The 13919-nt window shown below is 62.5% G+C and carries 10 protein-coding genes, 1 tRNA gene and 1 pseudogene; 5 read left to right on the top strand and 7 right to left on the bottom strand.

The window, feature by feature from the left end:
* Nucleotides 1–27 precede the first annotated feature (27 nt).
* From trmFO to P3R82_RS17260, 3 genes are all read right to left on the bottom strand, one after another.
* Nucleotides 28–1443, bottom strand: a complete 1416-nt coding sequence (trmFO, locus tag P3R82_RS17270) for a methylenetetrahydrofolate--tRNA-(uracil(54)-C(5))-methyltransferase (FADH(2)-oxidizing) TrmFO (RefSeq protein WP_283194711.1) — start codon at nt 1441–1443, stop codon at nt 28–30.
* Nucleotides 1444–1546: 103 nt separating this feature from the next.
* Nucleotides 1547–3619: a pyridoxamine 5'-phosphate oxidase family protein gene (locus tag P3R82_RS17265; protein ID WP_283194710.1), complete on the bottom strand. Its 2073-nt coding sequence runs from the start codon at nt 3617–3619 to the stop codon at nt 1547–1549.
* Nucleotides 3620–3669: 50 nt separating this feature from the next.
* Nucleotides 3670–4284, bottom strand: a complete 615-nt coding sequence (locus P3R82_RS17260) for a glutathione S-transferase (RefSeq protein ID WP_183899818.1) — start codon at nt 4282–4284, stop codon at nt 3670–3672.
* Between the two features lie 108 nt (nt 4285–4392).
* On the opposite strand from P3R82_RS17260, the gene P3R82_RS17255 reads away from it, so the two are divergent.
* Complete coding sequence (locus P3R82_RS17255) at nt 4393–5280, top strand: LysR family transcriptional regulator (RefSeq protein ID WP_283194709.1); 888 nt, start codon at nt 4393–4395, stop codon at nt 5278–5280.
* A gap of 72 nt (nt 5281–5352) precedes the next feature.
* Here the strand turns inward: P3R82_RS17255 and P3R82_RS17250 are convergent, their stop codons facing one another.
* On the bottom strand, nt 5353–5496 hold the full coding sequence (locus tag P3R82_RS17250; protein WP_183899820.1) for a DUF1127 domain-containing protein: 144 nt from the start codon (nt 5494–5496) through the stop codon (nt 5353–5355).
* 309 nt (nt 5497–5805) lie between these two features.
* Nucleotides 5806–5949, bottom strand: a complete 144-nt coding sequence (locus P3R82_RS17245; RefSeq protein WP_113237037.1) for a DUF1127 domain-containing protein — start codon at nt 5947–5949, stop codon at nt 5806–5808.
* A 652-nt stretch (nt 5950–6601) separates the two neighbouring features.
* On the opposite strand from P3R82_RS17245, the gene P3R82_RS17240 reads away from it, so the two are divergent.
* From P3R82_RS17240 to tig, 4 genes are all read left to right on the top strand, one after another.
* Complete coding sequence (locus P3R82_RS17240) at nt 6602–7705, top strand: DUF2157 domain-containing protein (RefSeq protein ID WP_283194708.1); 1104 nt, start codon at nt 6602–6604, stop codon at nt 7703–7705.
* Nucleotides 7702–8295: a GDYXXLXY domain-containing protein gene (locus P3R82_RS17235; protein WP_283194707.1), complete on the top strand. Its 594-nt coding sequence runs from the start codon at nt 7702–7704 to the stop codon at nt 8293–8295. The genes P3R82_RS17240 and P3R82_RS17235 overlap by 4 nt, the downstream gene beginning before the upstream one ends.
* Before the next feature lie 156 nt (nt 8296–8451).
* Nucleotides 8452–8536: transfer RNA gene (locus P3R82_RS17230), tRNA-Leu, on the top strand.
* A gap of 181 nt (nt 8537–8717) precedes the next feature.
* The gene (gene tig / locus P3R82_RS17225; protein ID WP_183899824.1) at nt 8718–10196 is read left to right on the top strand and encodes a trigger factor; all 1479 of its coding nucleotides are present in this window, start codon (nt 8718–8720) and stop codon (nt 10194–10196) included.
* Nucleotides 10197–10315: 119 nt separating this feature from the next.
* On the opposite strand, the pseudogene P3R82_RS17220 reads toward tig, so the two are convergent.
* Together P3R82_RS17220 and sthA are read right to left on the bottom strand one after the other, a co-directional pair.
* Nucleotides 10316–12096 (bottom strand): annotated as a pseudogene (locus tag P3R82_RS17220) (radical SAM protein).
* Nucleotides 12097–12284: 188 nt separating this feature from the next.
* Nucleotides 12285–13691 carry a Si-specific NAD(P)(+) transhydrogenase gene (sthA, locus tag P3R82_RS17215; RefSeq protein WP_283194706.1) on the bottom strand — a complete coding sequence of 469 codons (1407 nt, stop codon included), beginning with the start codon at nt 13689–13691 and terminating at the stop codon, nt 12285–12287.
* Nucleotides 13692–13919 lie beyond the last annotated feature (228 nt).

Genomic DNA, 13919 nt, shown 5'->3' with positions numbered 1-13919 from the left:
GGCAGAGCCGCCTGATCCCTATTCGGATCAGGCCGTATCGCCAAGCCACGTCGCGCAGTCGCTCAGCGCCCGCTTGGCGATAAGCTGCCGCTTCATGATCGTCTTGTCCTTGCCGCGGAAGCGCTTCACGCCCTCCGGCTTGACGATCGAGCCCGGCTCGAGTTCCGGGAACAGCCCGAAATTGATGTTCATCGGCTGGAAGGAGCGCTTGCCCGGTTCCTCGTCGTTGCTGAGATGCCCGCCGGTGATATGGCCGAGCAGCGAACCGAGCGCGGTCGTTGCCGGCGGCAGCGAGACTGCTTCGCCCTTGCGCTCGGCGGCCGCGAACCGGCCCGCGAGCAAGCCGACGCTGGCGCTCTCGACATAGCCCTCGCAGCCGGTGATCTGGCCCGCGAAGCGCAGGCCCGGTCGCGACTTGAGCGTCAGCGAACCGTCAAGCAGCGTCGGCGAATTGATGTAGGTGTTGCGGTGCAGGCCGCCGAGACGTGCGAATTCGGCGTTCTGCAGCCCCGGGATCATCTTGAGGATCTCAGTCTGCGCGCCGTATTTCAGCTTCGTCTGGAAGCCGACCATGTTGTAGAGCGTACCGAGCGCATTGTCCTGGCGCAGCTGCACGACGGCATAGGCCTTCACCGTCGGGTTATGCGCGTTGGTCAGACCCATCGGCTTCATCGGCCCATGGCGCAGCGTCTCGCGGCCGCGCTCGGCCATGATCTCGATCGGCAGGCAGCCGTCGAAATAGGGCGTGCCTTCCCACTCCTTGAAACCAACCGTGTCGCCGGCGATCAGGGCGTCGACGAAGGCATTGTACTGCGCCTCATCCATCGGGCAGTTGATGTAATCCTTGCCGGTGCCGCCGGGGCCGACCTTGTCGTAGCGCGACTGATACCAGCAGATATCCATGTCGATGCTCTCGCGATAGACGATCGGCGCGATGGCGTCGAAGAAGGCGAGTGCATCGGCGCCGGTTTCGGCCTGGATGGCGCTGGCAAGCGACGGCGCCGTCAGCGGGCCGGTGGCGACGATCGCCAGGTCCCACTCCTTCGGCGGAAGACCGGTGATCTCCTCGCGCACGACCGTTATCAGCGGATGATCGTGCACCGCCCGGGTGACGGCTTCCGAGAACCCGTCACGATCCACCGCCAGCGCGCCGCCGGCCGGTACCTGGTGCTTGTCGGCGCAAGCCATGATCAGCGATCCCGCCATGCGCATCTCCGCGTGGATGACGCCGACGGCATTGGCGGTCGCATCGTCCGAGCGGAACGAGTTGGAACAGACGAGCTCGGCCAGATGGTCCGTCTTGTGCGCATCTGTGCCGCGCACGCCGCGCATCTCGTGCAGGATGACGGGAACGCCGGCGTTTGCGATCTGCCACGCGGCTTCGGAGCCCGCGAGCCCGCCGCCGACGACGTGGATGGGAGAATGAGAAGAGGTCTGGGTCATGGGCGGCTGATTATCACGCCGCGCCATGACAGCAAACTGGATATTGGCAGGAAACCGGATATTTGAGCAGCAACTGCCGCCCAACGGTGGCCCTCACGTTTCCCTAGAGATCGAGCTCCAGCCGCGTCTCTCCCTTTGCCGGAACCGCGCAACAGATCAGTGCTTCATCCTTGGCCACTTCGGCCGTCGGTTGCCTCGTATAGGCGACCGCGCCCGACAGCACCTTTGTCCGGCAACTGCCGCAATTGCCGAGCCGGCAGCTGAATTCCGGCTGCAGCCCGCGTGCCTCGGCAAGCTCCAGCAAGGTGCCGGCCTCAGGCTCCCACCGGGCTTCCTTGGCCGATTGCATGAAATAGACAGGCACCGGCACATCGGCCGCCGCCTGAACCTCCGCCGAAGGAGCCTCGACCGACGCGCCGCCGGACCGCGAGAGCGACGCGACGCCGAAAGCTTCCGCATGGATCCTGCCATCGGAGACATTAAGACCACGCAGCCCGTCATAGACCGACTGCATGAAGCCCGGAGGGCCGCAGAGGTAGAAGTCGTAATCGTTGAACGGCAGCGCGGCACTCAGGAGCGCCATGTCGATCCGCCCCTGCGCGTCGTAGTCCTGCCCCTCGACCGCGCCCGAGATATCGCCGAGCACGCGAACCAGCCTGACCACCCCGCCGGAAGCAGCGACAAGTGCTGTAATCTCGTCGTCGAAGGCGCGCTCGGCCTTGCTGCGCGCGGCGTAGAAAAGCCAAACCGGCCGTATCCGGCGCTTGCGCAATCCCTCGTAGACGACATGCCTCAGCATGGCGAGCAGGGGCGTGATGCCGATACCGGCCGCCAGCATGACCGCCGGCCGTTGCTCCAGCGCATCGATGCCGAACGTACCACCGGGCGCACGCGCTTCGATGATATCGCCGACGCCAATGTTATCGTGCAGGTGACGCGAGACGACACCCTCCCGCTTCACGCTTATGCGGTAACGGTTGTCGGAAGGAGCCACGGAGAGCGTATAGGTCCGGATCAGCGGCCGATCCTCGCCGGCAACAGCCACGCGGATCGGCAGATACTGGCCGGCATCGTGCGCGATCAGTCCGCCGCCATCGACGGGCTCCAGGTGGAACGAGCGGATGCCCGCACTCTCATCGACGATCGCTCCCACCCGCAACGGCCGCCAGCGCTGCGCCATCTCGGCGGCACGGATGCGCCCGGCGGCGGCTTCCCAGTCGCCCGTCATCAGTGCGTTCGGCGATTGCCCGTCGGCGCGCGATTGCCAGCGCAGCGGCAGCGCATCGGCCCGGTAGACGACACGACGGGGGCGGAAGCGCCAGAGCCGTTCGGCACCCTGAAAGGCCGCGATCTCCGGCGGATCCAGAATGACCTCGGCGTCACCGGACAGTTGCAGCAGGTCGCCGCTGTCGAAATCGACGAACACAAGCCCCGCGCGGCCATTGAGCAGAATGTTGCCGAGCGTGTTGAAGAACAGATTGCCGGCGAAGTCCGGGATCGTCAGAACCCCGTCTTCGCCGATCCGCACGAAACCCGGCTTGCCGCCCCTGTGCGAAACGTCCACCTGCCGCCCGCCATCGCCATGTTCGGAATAGGAGGCGACGAAGAACGCATCCGACTTCGCGATCAGCGCCATCGCCCGCGCGTCCAGCGCGTCCGCGACCACCGGCGGCACGGCCGAGGATAAGCCCGGCTCGCGGCTGAAGCCGAAATCCCGCAGCTGGATGTATTGCGGGCAGTTGCCATAGGACTGCACGACGCCGACATCGAAACGATCCGCCGCGTTGCGCGTGATATTGCCGTTCAGCCGGTTGCGACGGCGCGTCTGCAGCTCGATACCCAGCATGCCGATCGGGTCGCCGTCCTCCATCCCCCGGTCGGCCGGATCGTCGTGTTCGCGCTTGAGCTTGACGCTGAGTGTATAGGGATCGGGGCTACCCAGGAAACCCGGATAGTTCGCCCGCAGCGTCGCCCACGGATTGCCATCGGCATCGACGGAGCCGAGTACGATGAAGGGAAGCTGCGGGTAGAACTGGCGGTGCTGGTCGATCAGATGGTCGCGCACAATGCGCGCGCCCAAATCCTTCATGTGCTCCGCGACGCCGGCCCTCTCCTGCAGGGCAATCTCCCCGTCATGCCACGGGGAAGGCTTTTCGGTCTGCTTCAAGACAAGCATGACATTCTCCTTCGTGGATATTGAGGACCGGCGGCGGCGCTTGGCCTGTGTCAGGCCGCGTCGGCAATACCGATCGCCGTCTTCTCGAACGGGTGAAAGCGCGGCAGCGCTTCGACACGCTTCAGCCAGGCGGTCACGTTGCCGTAGCCGAAGCGATCGACGTTCCCCTCGGGCGAGCGGGCGATGTAGCTGTAGAGCGCGACGTCGGCGATGGTCGGCCGATCCGCCGCGATCCATGTCTTGCCGGCCAGTTCCGCATCGATGAGCGCAAGAATGCTGTGGGCGCGCGCGATCACCTCCTTGGTGTCGAAGGGTGCGCCGAACACCGTCACCAGCCGAGCGGCGGCGGGGCCGTAGGCGATCTCGCCAGCGGCCACCGAAAGCCAGCGCTGGACCGCGGCCGCGCCGGCGGCATCATCAGGCAGCCAGTCCGGCGCGCGGGTCTTGGCGAGATAGACCAGGATCGCATTCGAATCCGCCAGGATCAGCCCGTTGTCGTCGAGAACGGGGACCTGTCCGAAGGGGTTGAGTGCAAGGAATGCGGGCTGCTTGTGCTCGCCGCCGACGAGGTCGACATCGACGATGTCGGCATCGATTCCGGTAAGTGCGATGAACAGCCGGGCGCGATGGGAATGGCCGGAAAGCGGGAACGAGTAGAGCTTCATGGAACTGGTCTCCGTTGATAATGACGGAAGAATAATTGTTCCTGTTATTGTGTGGAATTTCGATTATAGGAAAGAGACTGTTTCTTCCGGCGTAATAAAGGCGACGATATGGATCGGCTTCAATGCATGAAGGTCTTGGTGCGGGTTTCCGAGACGGCAAGCTTCGCGGAAGCGGCGCGGCAGCTGCACATGAGCCCGCCCGCCGTCACCCGCGCCGTGGCCTTTCTGGAGGACGCCACCGGCGCGCGTCTGTTCGTGCGGTCGACGAGATCGGTCAAGCTCAGCGAAGCCGGCCGGCGTTATGCCGATGACTGCAAGCGTATCCTGGCTGAGATCGACGAAGCCGAGGCCTCGGCCGGCGGCTCGCACGCGACGCCCTCGGGCACGCTGACGATCACCGCGCCCGTGCAGTTCGGGCAGTTGCATATCATGCCGCTGATGACGGAGTTTCTCGACATCCATAAAGGCCTGACCGGCCGCGTGCTGTTGTTCGACCGGATCGTCAGTCTGGTGGAGGAGGGGATCGATGTCGCGATCCGCATCGGCCGCCTGCAGGATTCCGACCAGACGGCGATCAAGGTGGGAAATGTGCGCCGCGTCGTCTGTGGCGCGCCCTCCTATTTCGAGCGTCACGGCGAACCGCGGACACCTGCCGATCTTGCCAACCATGCCACGATCGTCGCCACCGGTTCGTCTGCGTCGATCGACTGGCATTTCGCCCCCGATGGCGCCGCCGCCACGCTGCATCCGCGCCTCTATTGCAACACGGTCGACGCCGCCATCGCAGCCTCCGTCACCGGCTGGGGACTGTCGCGGCCGCTATCCTATCAGGTCAGCCGGCACATTGCCTCGGGTCGGTTGCGCCTGACGCTTGAAGATCACGAGGAAGCGCCGCTCCCGATCCATGTGGTCCATGCCGAGGCAAGGCACGTCTCGGCCAAGACGCGGGCTTTCGTGGATTTCGCGGTGGAGAAACTGCGGGCGCTGGAGATGTAGGCGGCGAACGTAACCCAAACGCGAAAACGGCGCCGTGAAGGCGCCGTTTTGGGGACTTCCTGCGTTCCGCTATTAGCGGAAGGCGCGCGAAGCGATGTTGTGGATCTGGTAACGGCTTACGCCGATGTCTGCGAGAGCCTGGTTGGAGAGGCTGCCGAGTTCGCTGACGGTACGGCGGTAGCTGAGCCAGCTCTTTGCGATGCGGATCGGGTTCATGGTGTAGTTCCTCAAAATCAGTTCAGTGAGCGGCGCGATTGCCGTCTCTGTTGTTGACCTTGATATAGGTGATCCCTGTCATATTGTGCAGTGCAATTATTAGGCGCCTGCCATGCAATTGTGCACGGCTATGCACAGATAAAACGCAAGCGTTACTTTTTGAGCAGGAAAAACGCGCGGCTTTGGCGCAACTCTGGCGTTAACGAGACACCGAGACAAAAGAAAACGCCCGTTGCCTGATGGCAGCGGGCGTCTTGGTGAGGCGATCGGCCTGGGAGGAAGCGAATCGCCCTGAGATCAGCGAGGATATTAACGAACGGCTTCGCGAGCGACGCGCTGGATGTCGGCGCGGTCGATGCCGAGGTCGTGCAATTCGCGGTTGGTCATGCGGCCGAGTTCGGTCACGGTCTGACGATACTTGCGCCAGTTGTTGAAAGAGCGAGAAATGTTCATGTCGGTCCCCTTTCCGAGGGCTTGCGTCTGCCAGCTGCCGCCTATCGGCGCTGACCTCTGTCTGATGAGCTGTATATATATTGCACCGCGAAGAGCTAACAGAGACAAGAATTCAACGCACATATGCGCCGGCTGCATTTCTCAAGCTGTAAATCGCACGATTCCGCCATGTTCTGGTCAATGAATAGGCAAAATGAACGATAGCCGGGCATTGGGCCGCCTGGACTTGCCGGACGGAACGAAGACGCCCGCCGGATGCGTTATCCGGCGGGCGTCCATTCGTCTGACCGGCAACTGGGAGGAGGACGTTGTCGGTCGATCGGGCTGTTTTTGGGAGGATAGGTCCACATCCCGATCATTTAGGCGGAAATCATATCCGAAAGCGTCCGGTAATCCGGTCCGGGTACATCCCGGGTTGCACTCATGCTCAATGATTTTGAGTGATATAGTGCGATGCAGTAAATCGGTCGTCTCCATGCGCAATATGCATGGCATCTCGGATGATAGCGGCAAAGTCTTGCCGGGCGATTAATGCAGCCGCGGCATGATCCGTGAAGGAAATCGCCAGGGAGCCGTTTCCTCAAACGCCAAACCACGTCTATAAGGTTGAAAATCAGGTGCGCCAGAGGGCGCGCGGTTTGCGGGGTAGGGCATGTATCGCGGACGTCTGGAGAGGGATTTGTCGCTATGGGTCGGCAAGGGGTTGATCACCGAGCAGACCGCGGACGCGCTGCTGCAGGACTATGATCGGCGCCCGGCAAGCTTCAGCCTCGGCAACGTGCTGATGATACTCGCCGCCATCCTGCTCGCCGCCGCCATCCTTCTGGTGGTCGCCTCGAACTGGGAGGCGATACCGCGTCTCGTCAGGATGTTCTTCATCCTCGCCTTGATCTGGTCGGTCCATCTCGGCGCCGGCGCCGCGCTTGTGCGCGGCCAGATCGCTGCCGCCAACGCCCTGCTGGTGATCGGCACGCTCTCCTTCGGCGGCGCCATTTCGCTGGTCGGGCAGATGTATCATCTCTCGGGCGACGAGCAGACGGTCATGTATGTGTGGTTCGCCATGGCGGTGGTTTCGGCCATGCTGTTCCGCTCGGGGGCGGTGTCGGGCGTGGCGGGCTTCCTGTCATGGGGCAGCTTCGCGATCTATCTCGGCAACTCCGACATGCGCGTGATGACGATCGATTCATGGGCGGCTCCCGTCATGGCGGCGATTGTCATAGCATTGGTCCGCTATACCGGCGCCGGCCGCGTTCGCCATCTTGCCTATCTCCTGCTGCTGGGCTGGCTCGCCTGGCTCTACACGCTGAACTCCGGCCTGTGGCTGGCACTCATCTACGTCGTTGGCGGCATGGCCGTCTTCGTTCTGGTCAGCCTGCCGGTGGCGAGGCTGTCCTCGCTGATCGAGGGAGCCGGCGCAGCGCCCGCCTTTTATTCCTTCCTGCTTGCCGTCATCGGCCTGCTCCTGCTGCATGTCGAGCTCGACGCCAGCAAATGGGTTCTTTTGCTTGGGATCGTCACGCTGGCCGCATCCGTTCTGGCGATCGCCCTGCAGGGGCGTGACAACGGCGCCGTCCGCTATCTGGCCTACACGGTCTTCGCCGTCGAAATTCTCTATCTCGGATCGGTCACCGTCGGCTCCATTCTCGGCACGTCGGGGCTCTTCCTCTGCGCGGGCCTGTTCGTCGCGGCGGTGGCGTGGATCGTCATCCGTCTCGAAAGACGATTTGCCGGCAAGGCGCGGGGGGCGGTCCAATGAGCTTATTCTCCTTCAAGGGCTATTCGAAACGCCGCTGCGTCACGGCAGCCGTCACGGTGGCGCTGCTGCAGACGGCGGTGCTCGGCTATATCGTTCAGAGCCGCGCCTCGCTGTTGCGCAATGGAACGCAGGTGCTCCTGAAGACCGCGCCGGTCGATCCGCGCGACTTCCTGCGCGGCGATTACGTGGTGCTGAACTACGACATATCCTCCGTGCCCGTCTCCTCGATATCAGGCGGCATGCCGAAGGAGGCGGCGCAGCGCAGCCTCTGGGTGCGGCTGAAGCCGGGAGAGGGCGGTTTCTGGCAGGTCGCCGAATCATCCTTCGATAAGCTCCCGCAAGCCGACGGTTCCGTCGTGCTGCAAAGCCAGCCCTTCTACAGTTATGGCGAGACCTCGCAGGCCGATACCATCCGCGTCGAATATGGCATCGAGCGCTATTATGTTCCCGAGGGGGCCGGACTTGCGCTCGAAGAGGCGCGCCGGGACGGTCAGGTGTCGATCACAGCAAGCATTGGCGCCAATGGCGTGGCGCAGATCAAAAGCCTCCTGGTGGACGGCAAGCCGGCCTATGAGGAGCCGCTTTACTGAGTTTGACCCGCCGACGGCTGAAGTCCGCGCGGCAGGGGCTAAAATCGCTGTCATTTGGCCTTCATTTTTCCTTTGCCTCCTCCAAATCGGGTGTTATAGAGACGCCGCACTCCGGAAGGCCTCATGTGCAGGCATATGCATGCGGTTTTTGAGAACGCGGGTATGGTGAAATTGGTAGACACGCCAGATTTAGGTTCTGGTGCCGCAAGGCGTGGGAGTTCAAGTCTCTCTACCCGCACCAAAGCTGGCTTGCAGGCGAGGGACCGGATAGGTGCCCCTCGATTGCCCGGAGCCAAGCGCCGTTCCGCTCACGCAGAACGAAGAAGAATTGAGAACAGGCCACGCCCGGCACTTTCCGGCGTCGTGCTCATCGAAACGAACGGCGTCTGGGCACGGCCGCCACGAATTGAAGGTAGGAACACATGCAGGTTATCGAAACGCTCGCTGAAGGGCTGAAGCGCGAAATCAAGGTCGTAATCCCGGCCAAGGACATGGAAACCAAGATGAACGAGCGTCTTGCCGACGTGAAGGACAAGGTCCGGATCAACGGCTTCCGTCCGGGCAAGGTTCCGGCCGCTCACCTCAAGAAGGTTTACGGCAAGTCCATCATGGCCGACCTCGTCAACGAGATCGTCCGCGAACAGCCGACCTCGATTCTGGCCGAGCGCGGCGAAAAGTCCGCCACGCAGCCTGAAATCGCGATGACGGAAGACAAGGACGAAGCCGAACTGATCCTGTCTGCTCAGAAGGATTTCGAGTTCACGCTCTCCTACGAAGTTCTGCCCCCGATCGAGCTGAAGTCCGTCAAGGGCGTCAAGATCACCCGCGAAGTCGTTGATATCTCCGACGAGGAAGTCAACGAGCAGGTTCTCAAGGTTGCCGAAAGCGCCCGTTCCTACGAGACCAAGAAGGGCAAGGCCGCCGACGGCGACCGCATCACCATGGACTACGTCGGCAAGGTCGACGGCGTTGCCTTCGACGGCGGCACCGACCAGGGCGCCGAACTCGTTCTCGGCTCCGGCCGTTTCATCCCGGGCTTCGAAGAGCAGCTCGTCGGCACCAAGGCTGGCGACGAAAAGACCATCACGGTCACCTTCCCGGCTGACTACCCGGCCAAGAACCTCGCTGGCGCTGAAGCCACCTTCGACGTCACAGTCAAGGACGTTGCCGCTCCCGCCGACGTCGAAATCAACGACGAACTGGCCAAGAAGCTCGGCCTGGAATCGGCTGACCGCCTGAAGGAAATCGTTCGCGGCCAGATCGAATCGCAGTACGGCTCGATGACCCGCCAGAAGGTCAAGCGTCAGATCCTCGACCAGCTCGACGAAATGTACAAGTTCGAGACCCCGGCCTCGCTCGTCGAAGCCGAGTACAACGGCATCTGGAACCAGGTCGCCAACGACCTCGCACAGTCCGGCAAGACCTTCGAAGACGAAGACACGACGGAAGAGCAGGCTCGCGAAGAGTACAAGAAGCTCGCTGAGCGCCGCGTCCGCCTCGGCCTCGTTCTCTCCGAAATCGGCGAAAAGGCCGGCGTCGAAGTCAGCGAAGACGAAATGCAGCGCGCCATCTACGAGCAGCTGCGTCAGTATCCGGGCCAGGAAAAGCAGATCCTCGAATTCTTCCGCAGCCAGCCGGGTGCGGCCGCTTCGATCCGCGCGCCGATCTTCGAAGAGAAGGTCATCGACCATCTGCTGACCGAACTCGACGTCACCGACAAGAAGGTCACCAAGGAAGAGCTGCTCGCCGACGAAGAAGGCGAAGGCTCCGAGAAGGACGCCAAGAAGGCCGCTCCGAAGAAGAAGGCTGCTGCCAAGGCTGAAGCCGCTGAAGGCGAAGAAGCCGCACCGAAGAAGAAGGCCGCTCCGAAGAAGAAGGCTTCCGAGGAAGGCGCCGAGTAATCTCCGGCCAATCTGGATTTTGATGAACCCCGCCTCGTGCGGGGTTTTTCATTTTGGGCGGTGTTTCGGGGGCAAGCTTTGCGCGGGTGAGGGTGCTTGCGCTGTCGGAAGGGCCGCGATCAGCCCGCCCTGTGGGCATGCGTGAGCTCGTTGACCTTCTTGATATGCGAGACCGCCGCCTGTCCGCCCGCCGTCTTGGTGAAGAGTTCCAGCGTCTCGTCCTCGTGGTCACCAACCGGTGTCAATGCCTGGTCCATATAGGTCCTGGCGCCCTTGTCGCGTGAAATCATGAAGGCGGTGACCGCCAGCCGCGCGATCGTGCCGCCGAGCTTCAGGTGCTTGGCGATCGTCTCGCCGACGAAGCGCGGCCAGAAGACCATGGCGCTCTCGCGCGGCAAATCCGGCCGGCGCTCCGAGGGATGCTTCAACCGCAACAGCCCGCTCTGCAGCGGATGCACGTTTTCCAGCGGCACGGTGGTCGCGAACGACACCAGCACCTTGACCAGCCGCGCCAGCGGTACCCCTGTCGCCACCGCCCGGCGCAGCAGCGTCTTCATATGCTCAGGCGAATAGTAGAGCGACCAGGCTTCCTGATAGATGCTCTCCCACTCCTGCTTGCTCATCTTCGGATGTTCGGTGCAGACGTGCTCGACGTCGTAGATGTTGAGATCCGGATCCATCGCCACGCCCTTGCGGAACAGCGTCTGGTGATCTTCAGAGCCGGGCAGTGGGGTGAGCACGAAGAACTCGATCACGTCGAGCGGCAACTCGTGCTGGATGATCGCGATATCGCGGCGGATGGTATCTGGTGTATCGGCCGGAAAGCCGAGGATATAGCCGGCCAACGTCATGATGCCCTGCGCCTTCCAGGCGAGCAGCATCTTGCGATATTCGGTGATCTTGTTCTGGTTTTTCTTGGCCGCCGTCAGATTGTCGGGGTTGACGTTCTCCAGCCCGATGAACACGCGGGTGACGCCGGCGCGCTTCGATTTCTCGATGAAGTTGGGGATCTTGTGGCAGAGCGTGTCGACCTGGATCATCAGGCCGAGCGGAATGCCATCCTTTTCACGCAGCTCGATCAGCCGGTCGAATATCGCTTCCCAATCCCTGTTGCGGGCAAAGTTGTCGTCGGTGATGAAGAACTTGTGGATGCCCTGCGCCCAGTTCATCCGCACCAGCTTCTCGACATCGTCGGCGGTACGGAAGCGCGACTTGCGGCCCTGCACGTTGATGATGGTGCAGAAGGAGCACTGGTAGGGACAGCCGCGCCCGGCGTCGAAGCTGGTGCTCAGTCCAAGCGTCTGCGCGACATTGGTCTTCGGCAGGAACGGAACGGCGGCACCTTCGATGCTCGGCAGGTCGTTCATGAAATTGTAGAGCGGCGCCAGCGTTCCCGATGCCGCGTCCTGCAGCACCTTGTCGAGCCGCCCCTCGACTTCGCCCGCGAACATCGAGATGCCCATCTCGCGGCATTCGTCGAGCCCCACGGCGTGGCCGTCGAGCATCGACAGACAGCCGGAGACATGAAAGCCGCCCATCGAGACGGGAATGCCGGCTTCGCGGAAAGGCCGGGCGATATCGAGCGCGCGCGGATACTGGTTCGATTGCACGCCGACCAGCGCGACCATGCCGAAATTGTCGTTTGTTTTCAGCTGCCGCAGCAATGCTGAGGTGTTCACCCGGTATTGGTCTCGTCGATGACGGTGATCTCGATGCCGACACCCGGCCCGAGCACCCGGCGCTCGGCGCAATCGGCGGCAATTCCATAGAGCGCCGCAAGCGAGTTGGATGGGATCATCGCCCGCCACCAGCGGATGACATAGCCGTCGTCGTCATAGTGCGACGGCTTGATGAGGATGAGCTGGAAATTCCGGTCAGTCGTCTCGGATTGTTCGCGCACGGTCACTCGCTGATTAGAGAGCCCCCCAAGTGGCGTGAACGCTATCAGACGCAGCCGATTATACAAGCTGCGCCTATTACGAGCTTGTCAGGCGCCGCAATGCCTTCGGGGAGCCCGCGAACCCAGCCCGATGTCCCTGGCGGCGCTTGCGGACCACGGCGACAGCGCATGGCCCGCGAGCGAAAAGCTCAGAGCTCCGACTTGATGTCACCCATCCGGTTCCAGGCATCGAGGCCTGCGATCTTGTAGGCTTCGGCGAGAGTCGGATAGTTGAACGTGTTCTCGACGAAATACTCGACCGTTCCCTTGAGGTTCAATACGGCCTGGCCGATATGCACCAGCTCGGTCGCACCTTCGCCGACGATGTGGACGCCGAGAAGGCGGCGCGTCTTGAGCGAGAAGATCAGCTTCAGGAGGCCGGTATCGAGGCCCATGATATGGCCGCGCGAGGTCTCGCGGAAACGCGCGATGCCGCATTCATAGGGAATGCCGCGTTCCTTCATCTCTTCTTCCGTCAGGCCGCAGGTGGAGATTTCCGGCACGGCGTAGATGCCGTAGGGGAAGTATTTCGGCGGCTCCTTGGCGACCGCGCCAACGGCGACGCGCGCCGCGATACGGCCCTGTTCCATCGAGGTGGAAGCCAGGCTCGGGAAACCGACGACGTCACCCGCCGCGTAAATGCCGGGCACGGATGTCTCGAACGTCTCGGGATTGACCTTCAGCCGGCCACGGCTGTCGGCCTCCAGGCCCGCCGCCTTCAGGTTCAGCGCATCGGTGGCGCCCATGCGACCGGCCGCGAACAGAACCATGTCCGTCACCAGTCGGCGACCATTGTCGAGAATGAGCTCGACCTTGCCGTCATCGAGCTTCGTGACCTTTTCCGCCTTGGTGCCGAGCATGATCTTCATGTTGCGGTCGCGAAGCTGGTAGGTGAAGTCCTCGACGATTTCCTTGTCGATGAAGTCGAGCATGGTCGACTTCGGATCGATCAGCGTGACGGCGGTGTCGAGCGCGCTGAAGATCGTGGCATATTCGATGCCGATGACGCCGGCGCCGATGACGACCATGGAGCGCGGCAGTTCCTCGATATCGAGCAGCTCGTCGCTGTCGAGAACCGTCTTGTTGTCGAAGGGGATATAGTCGGGCCGGAACGGCTTGGTGCCCACGGCAAGCAGGATGCTGCCCGCAGAGACGCGCATCACTTCGCCGTCGTCCTTGACGATTTCAAGCGTCGAGGCATCCACGAAGCTCGCCTTGCCGCGCAGGTGCTGCACGCGGTTGCGGGCGAACTGGTGCTCGAGCACCTCGACTTCGTGGTCGAGCGTGATCAGCAGGCGTCGGCGCAGATCCTCGGCGCTGATCTCCTGCTTGACCCGGTAGGCCTTGCCGTAGAAACCGCGCTCGCGCCAGCCGGAGAGATTGAGCGCCGTCTCGCGCAACGTCTTCGACGGGATGGTGCCGGTGTGCACGGAGACGCCGCCGACGCGCTTGCCCTGTTCAATGACGAGCACCTTCTTGCCGAGCTTGGCGGCCTGAATAGCACCGCGGCGACCGGCCGGGCCGCTCCCCACAACAACGAGATCGTATTGAAACATTGAGCCTGGTCCCGATTGGAAAGCTGGAATCATTTTGCGACGCAAAATGGCGCGTTCACAGGTATCCGGTCAATGTTGCAGATTGATTTACGGCCGAATATTAGGAATGGGCGAGGCAAACTTGGGGCGGGATACATCGGCCGATGAAGTCCTTCGCCGACGATGAGAAAGAGCAGGTCCGTCCACAATAGCCGGCTTTGGCGGAGCGAGGAAAATTCGCCCCACGTT

It is taken from the genome of Rhizobium sp. AN80A, assembly GCF_030053015.1.
Lineage (GTDB): Bacteria > Pseudomonadota > Alphaproteobacteria > Rhizobiales > Rhizobiaceae > Rhizobium > Rhizobium metallidurans.
Note: the sequence above shows the minus strand (reverse complement) of the source record. Positions and strands in the feature narration are given on the sequence as shown.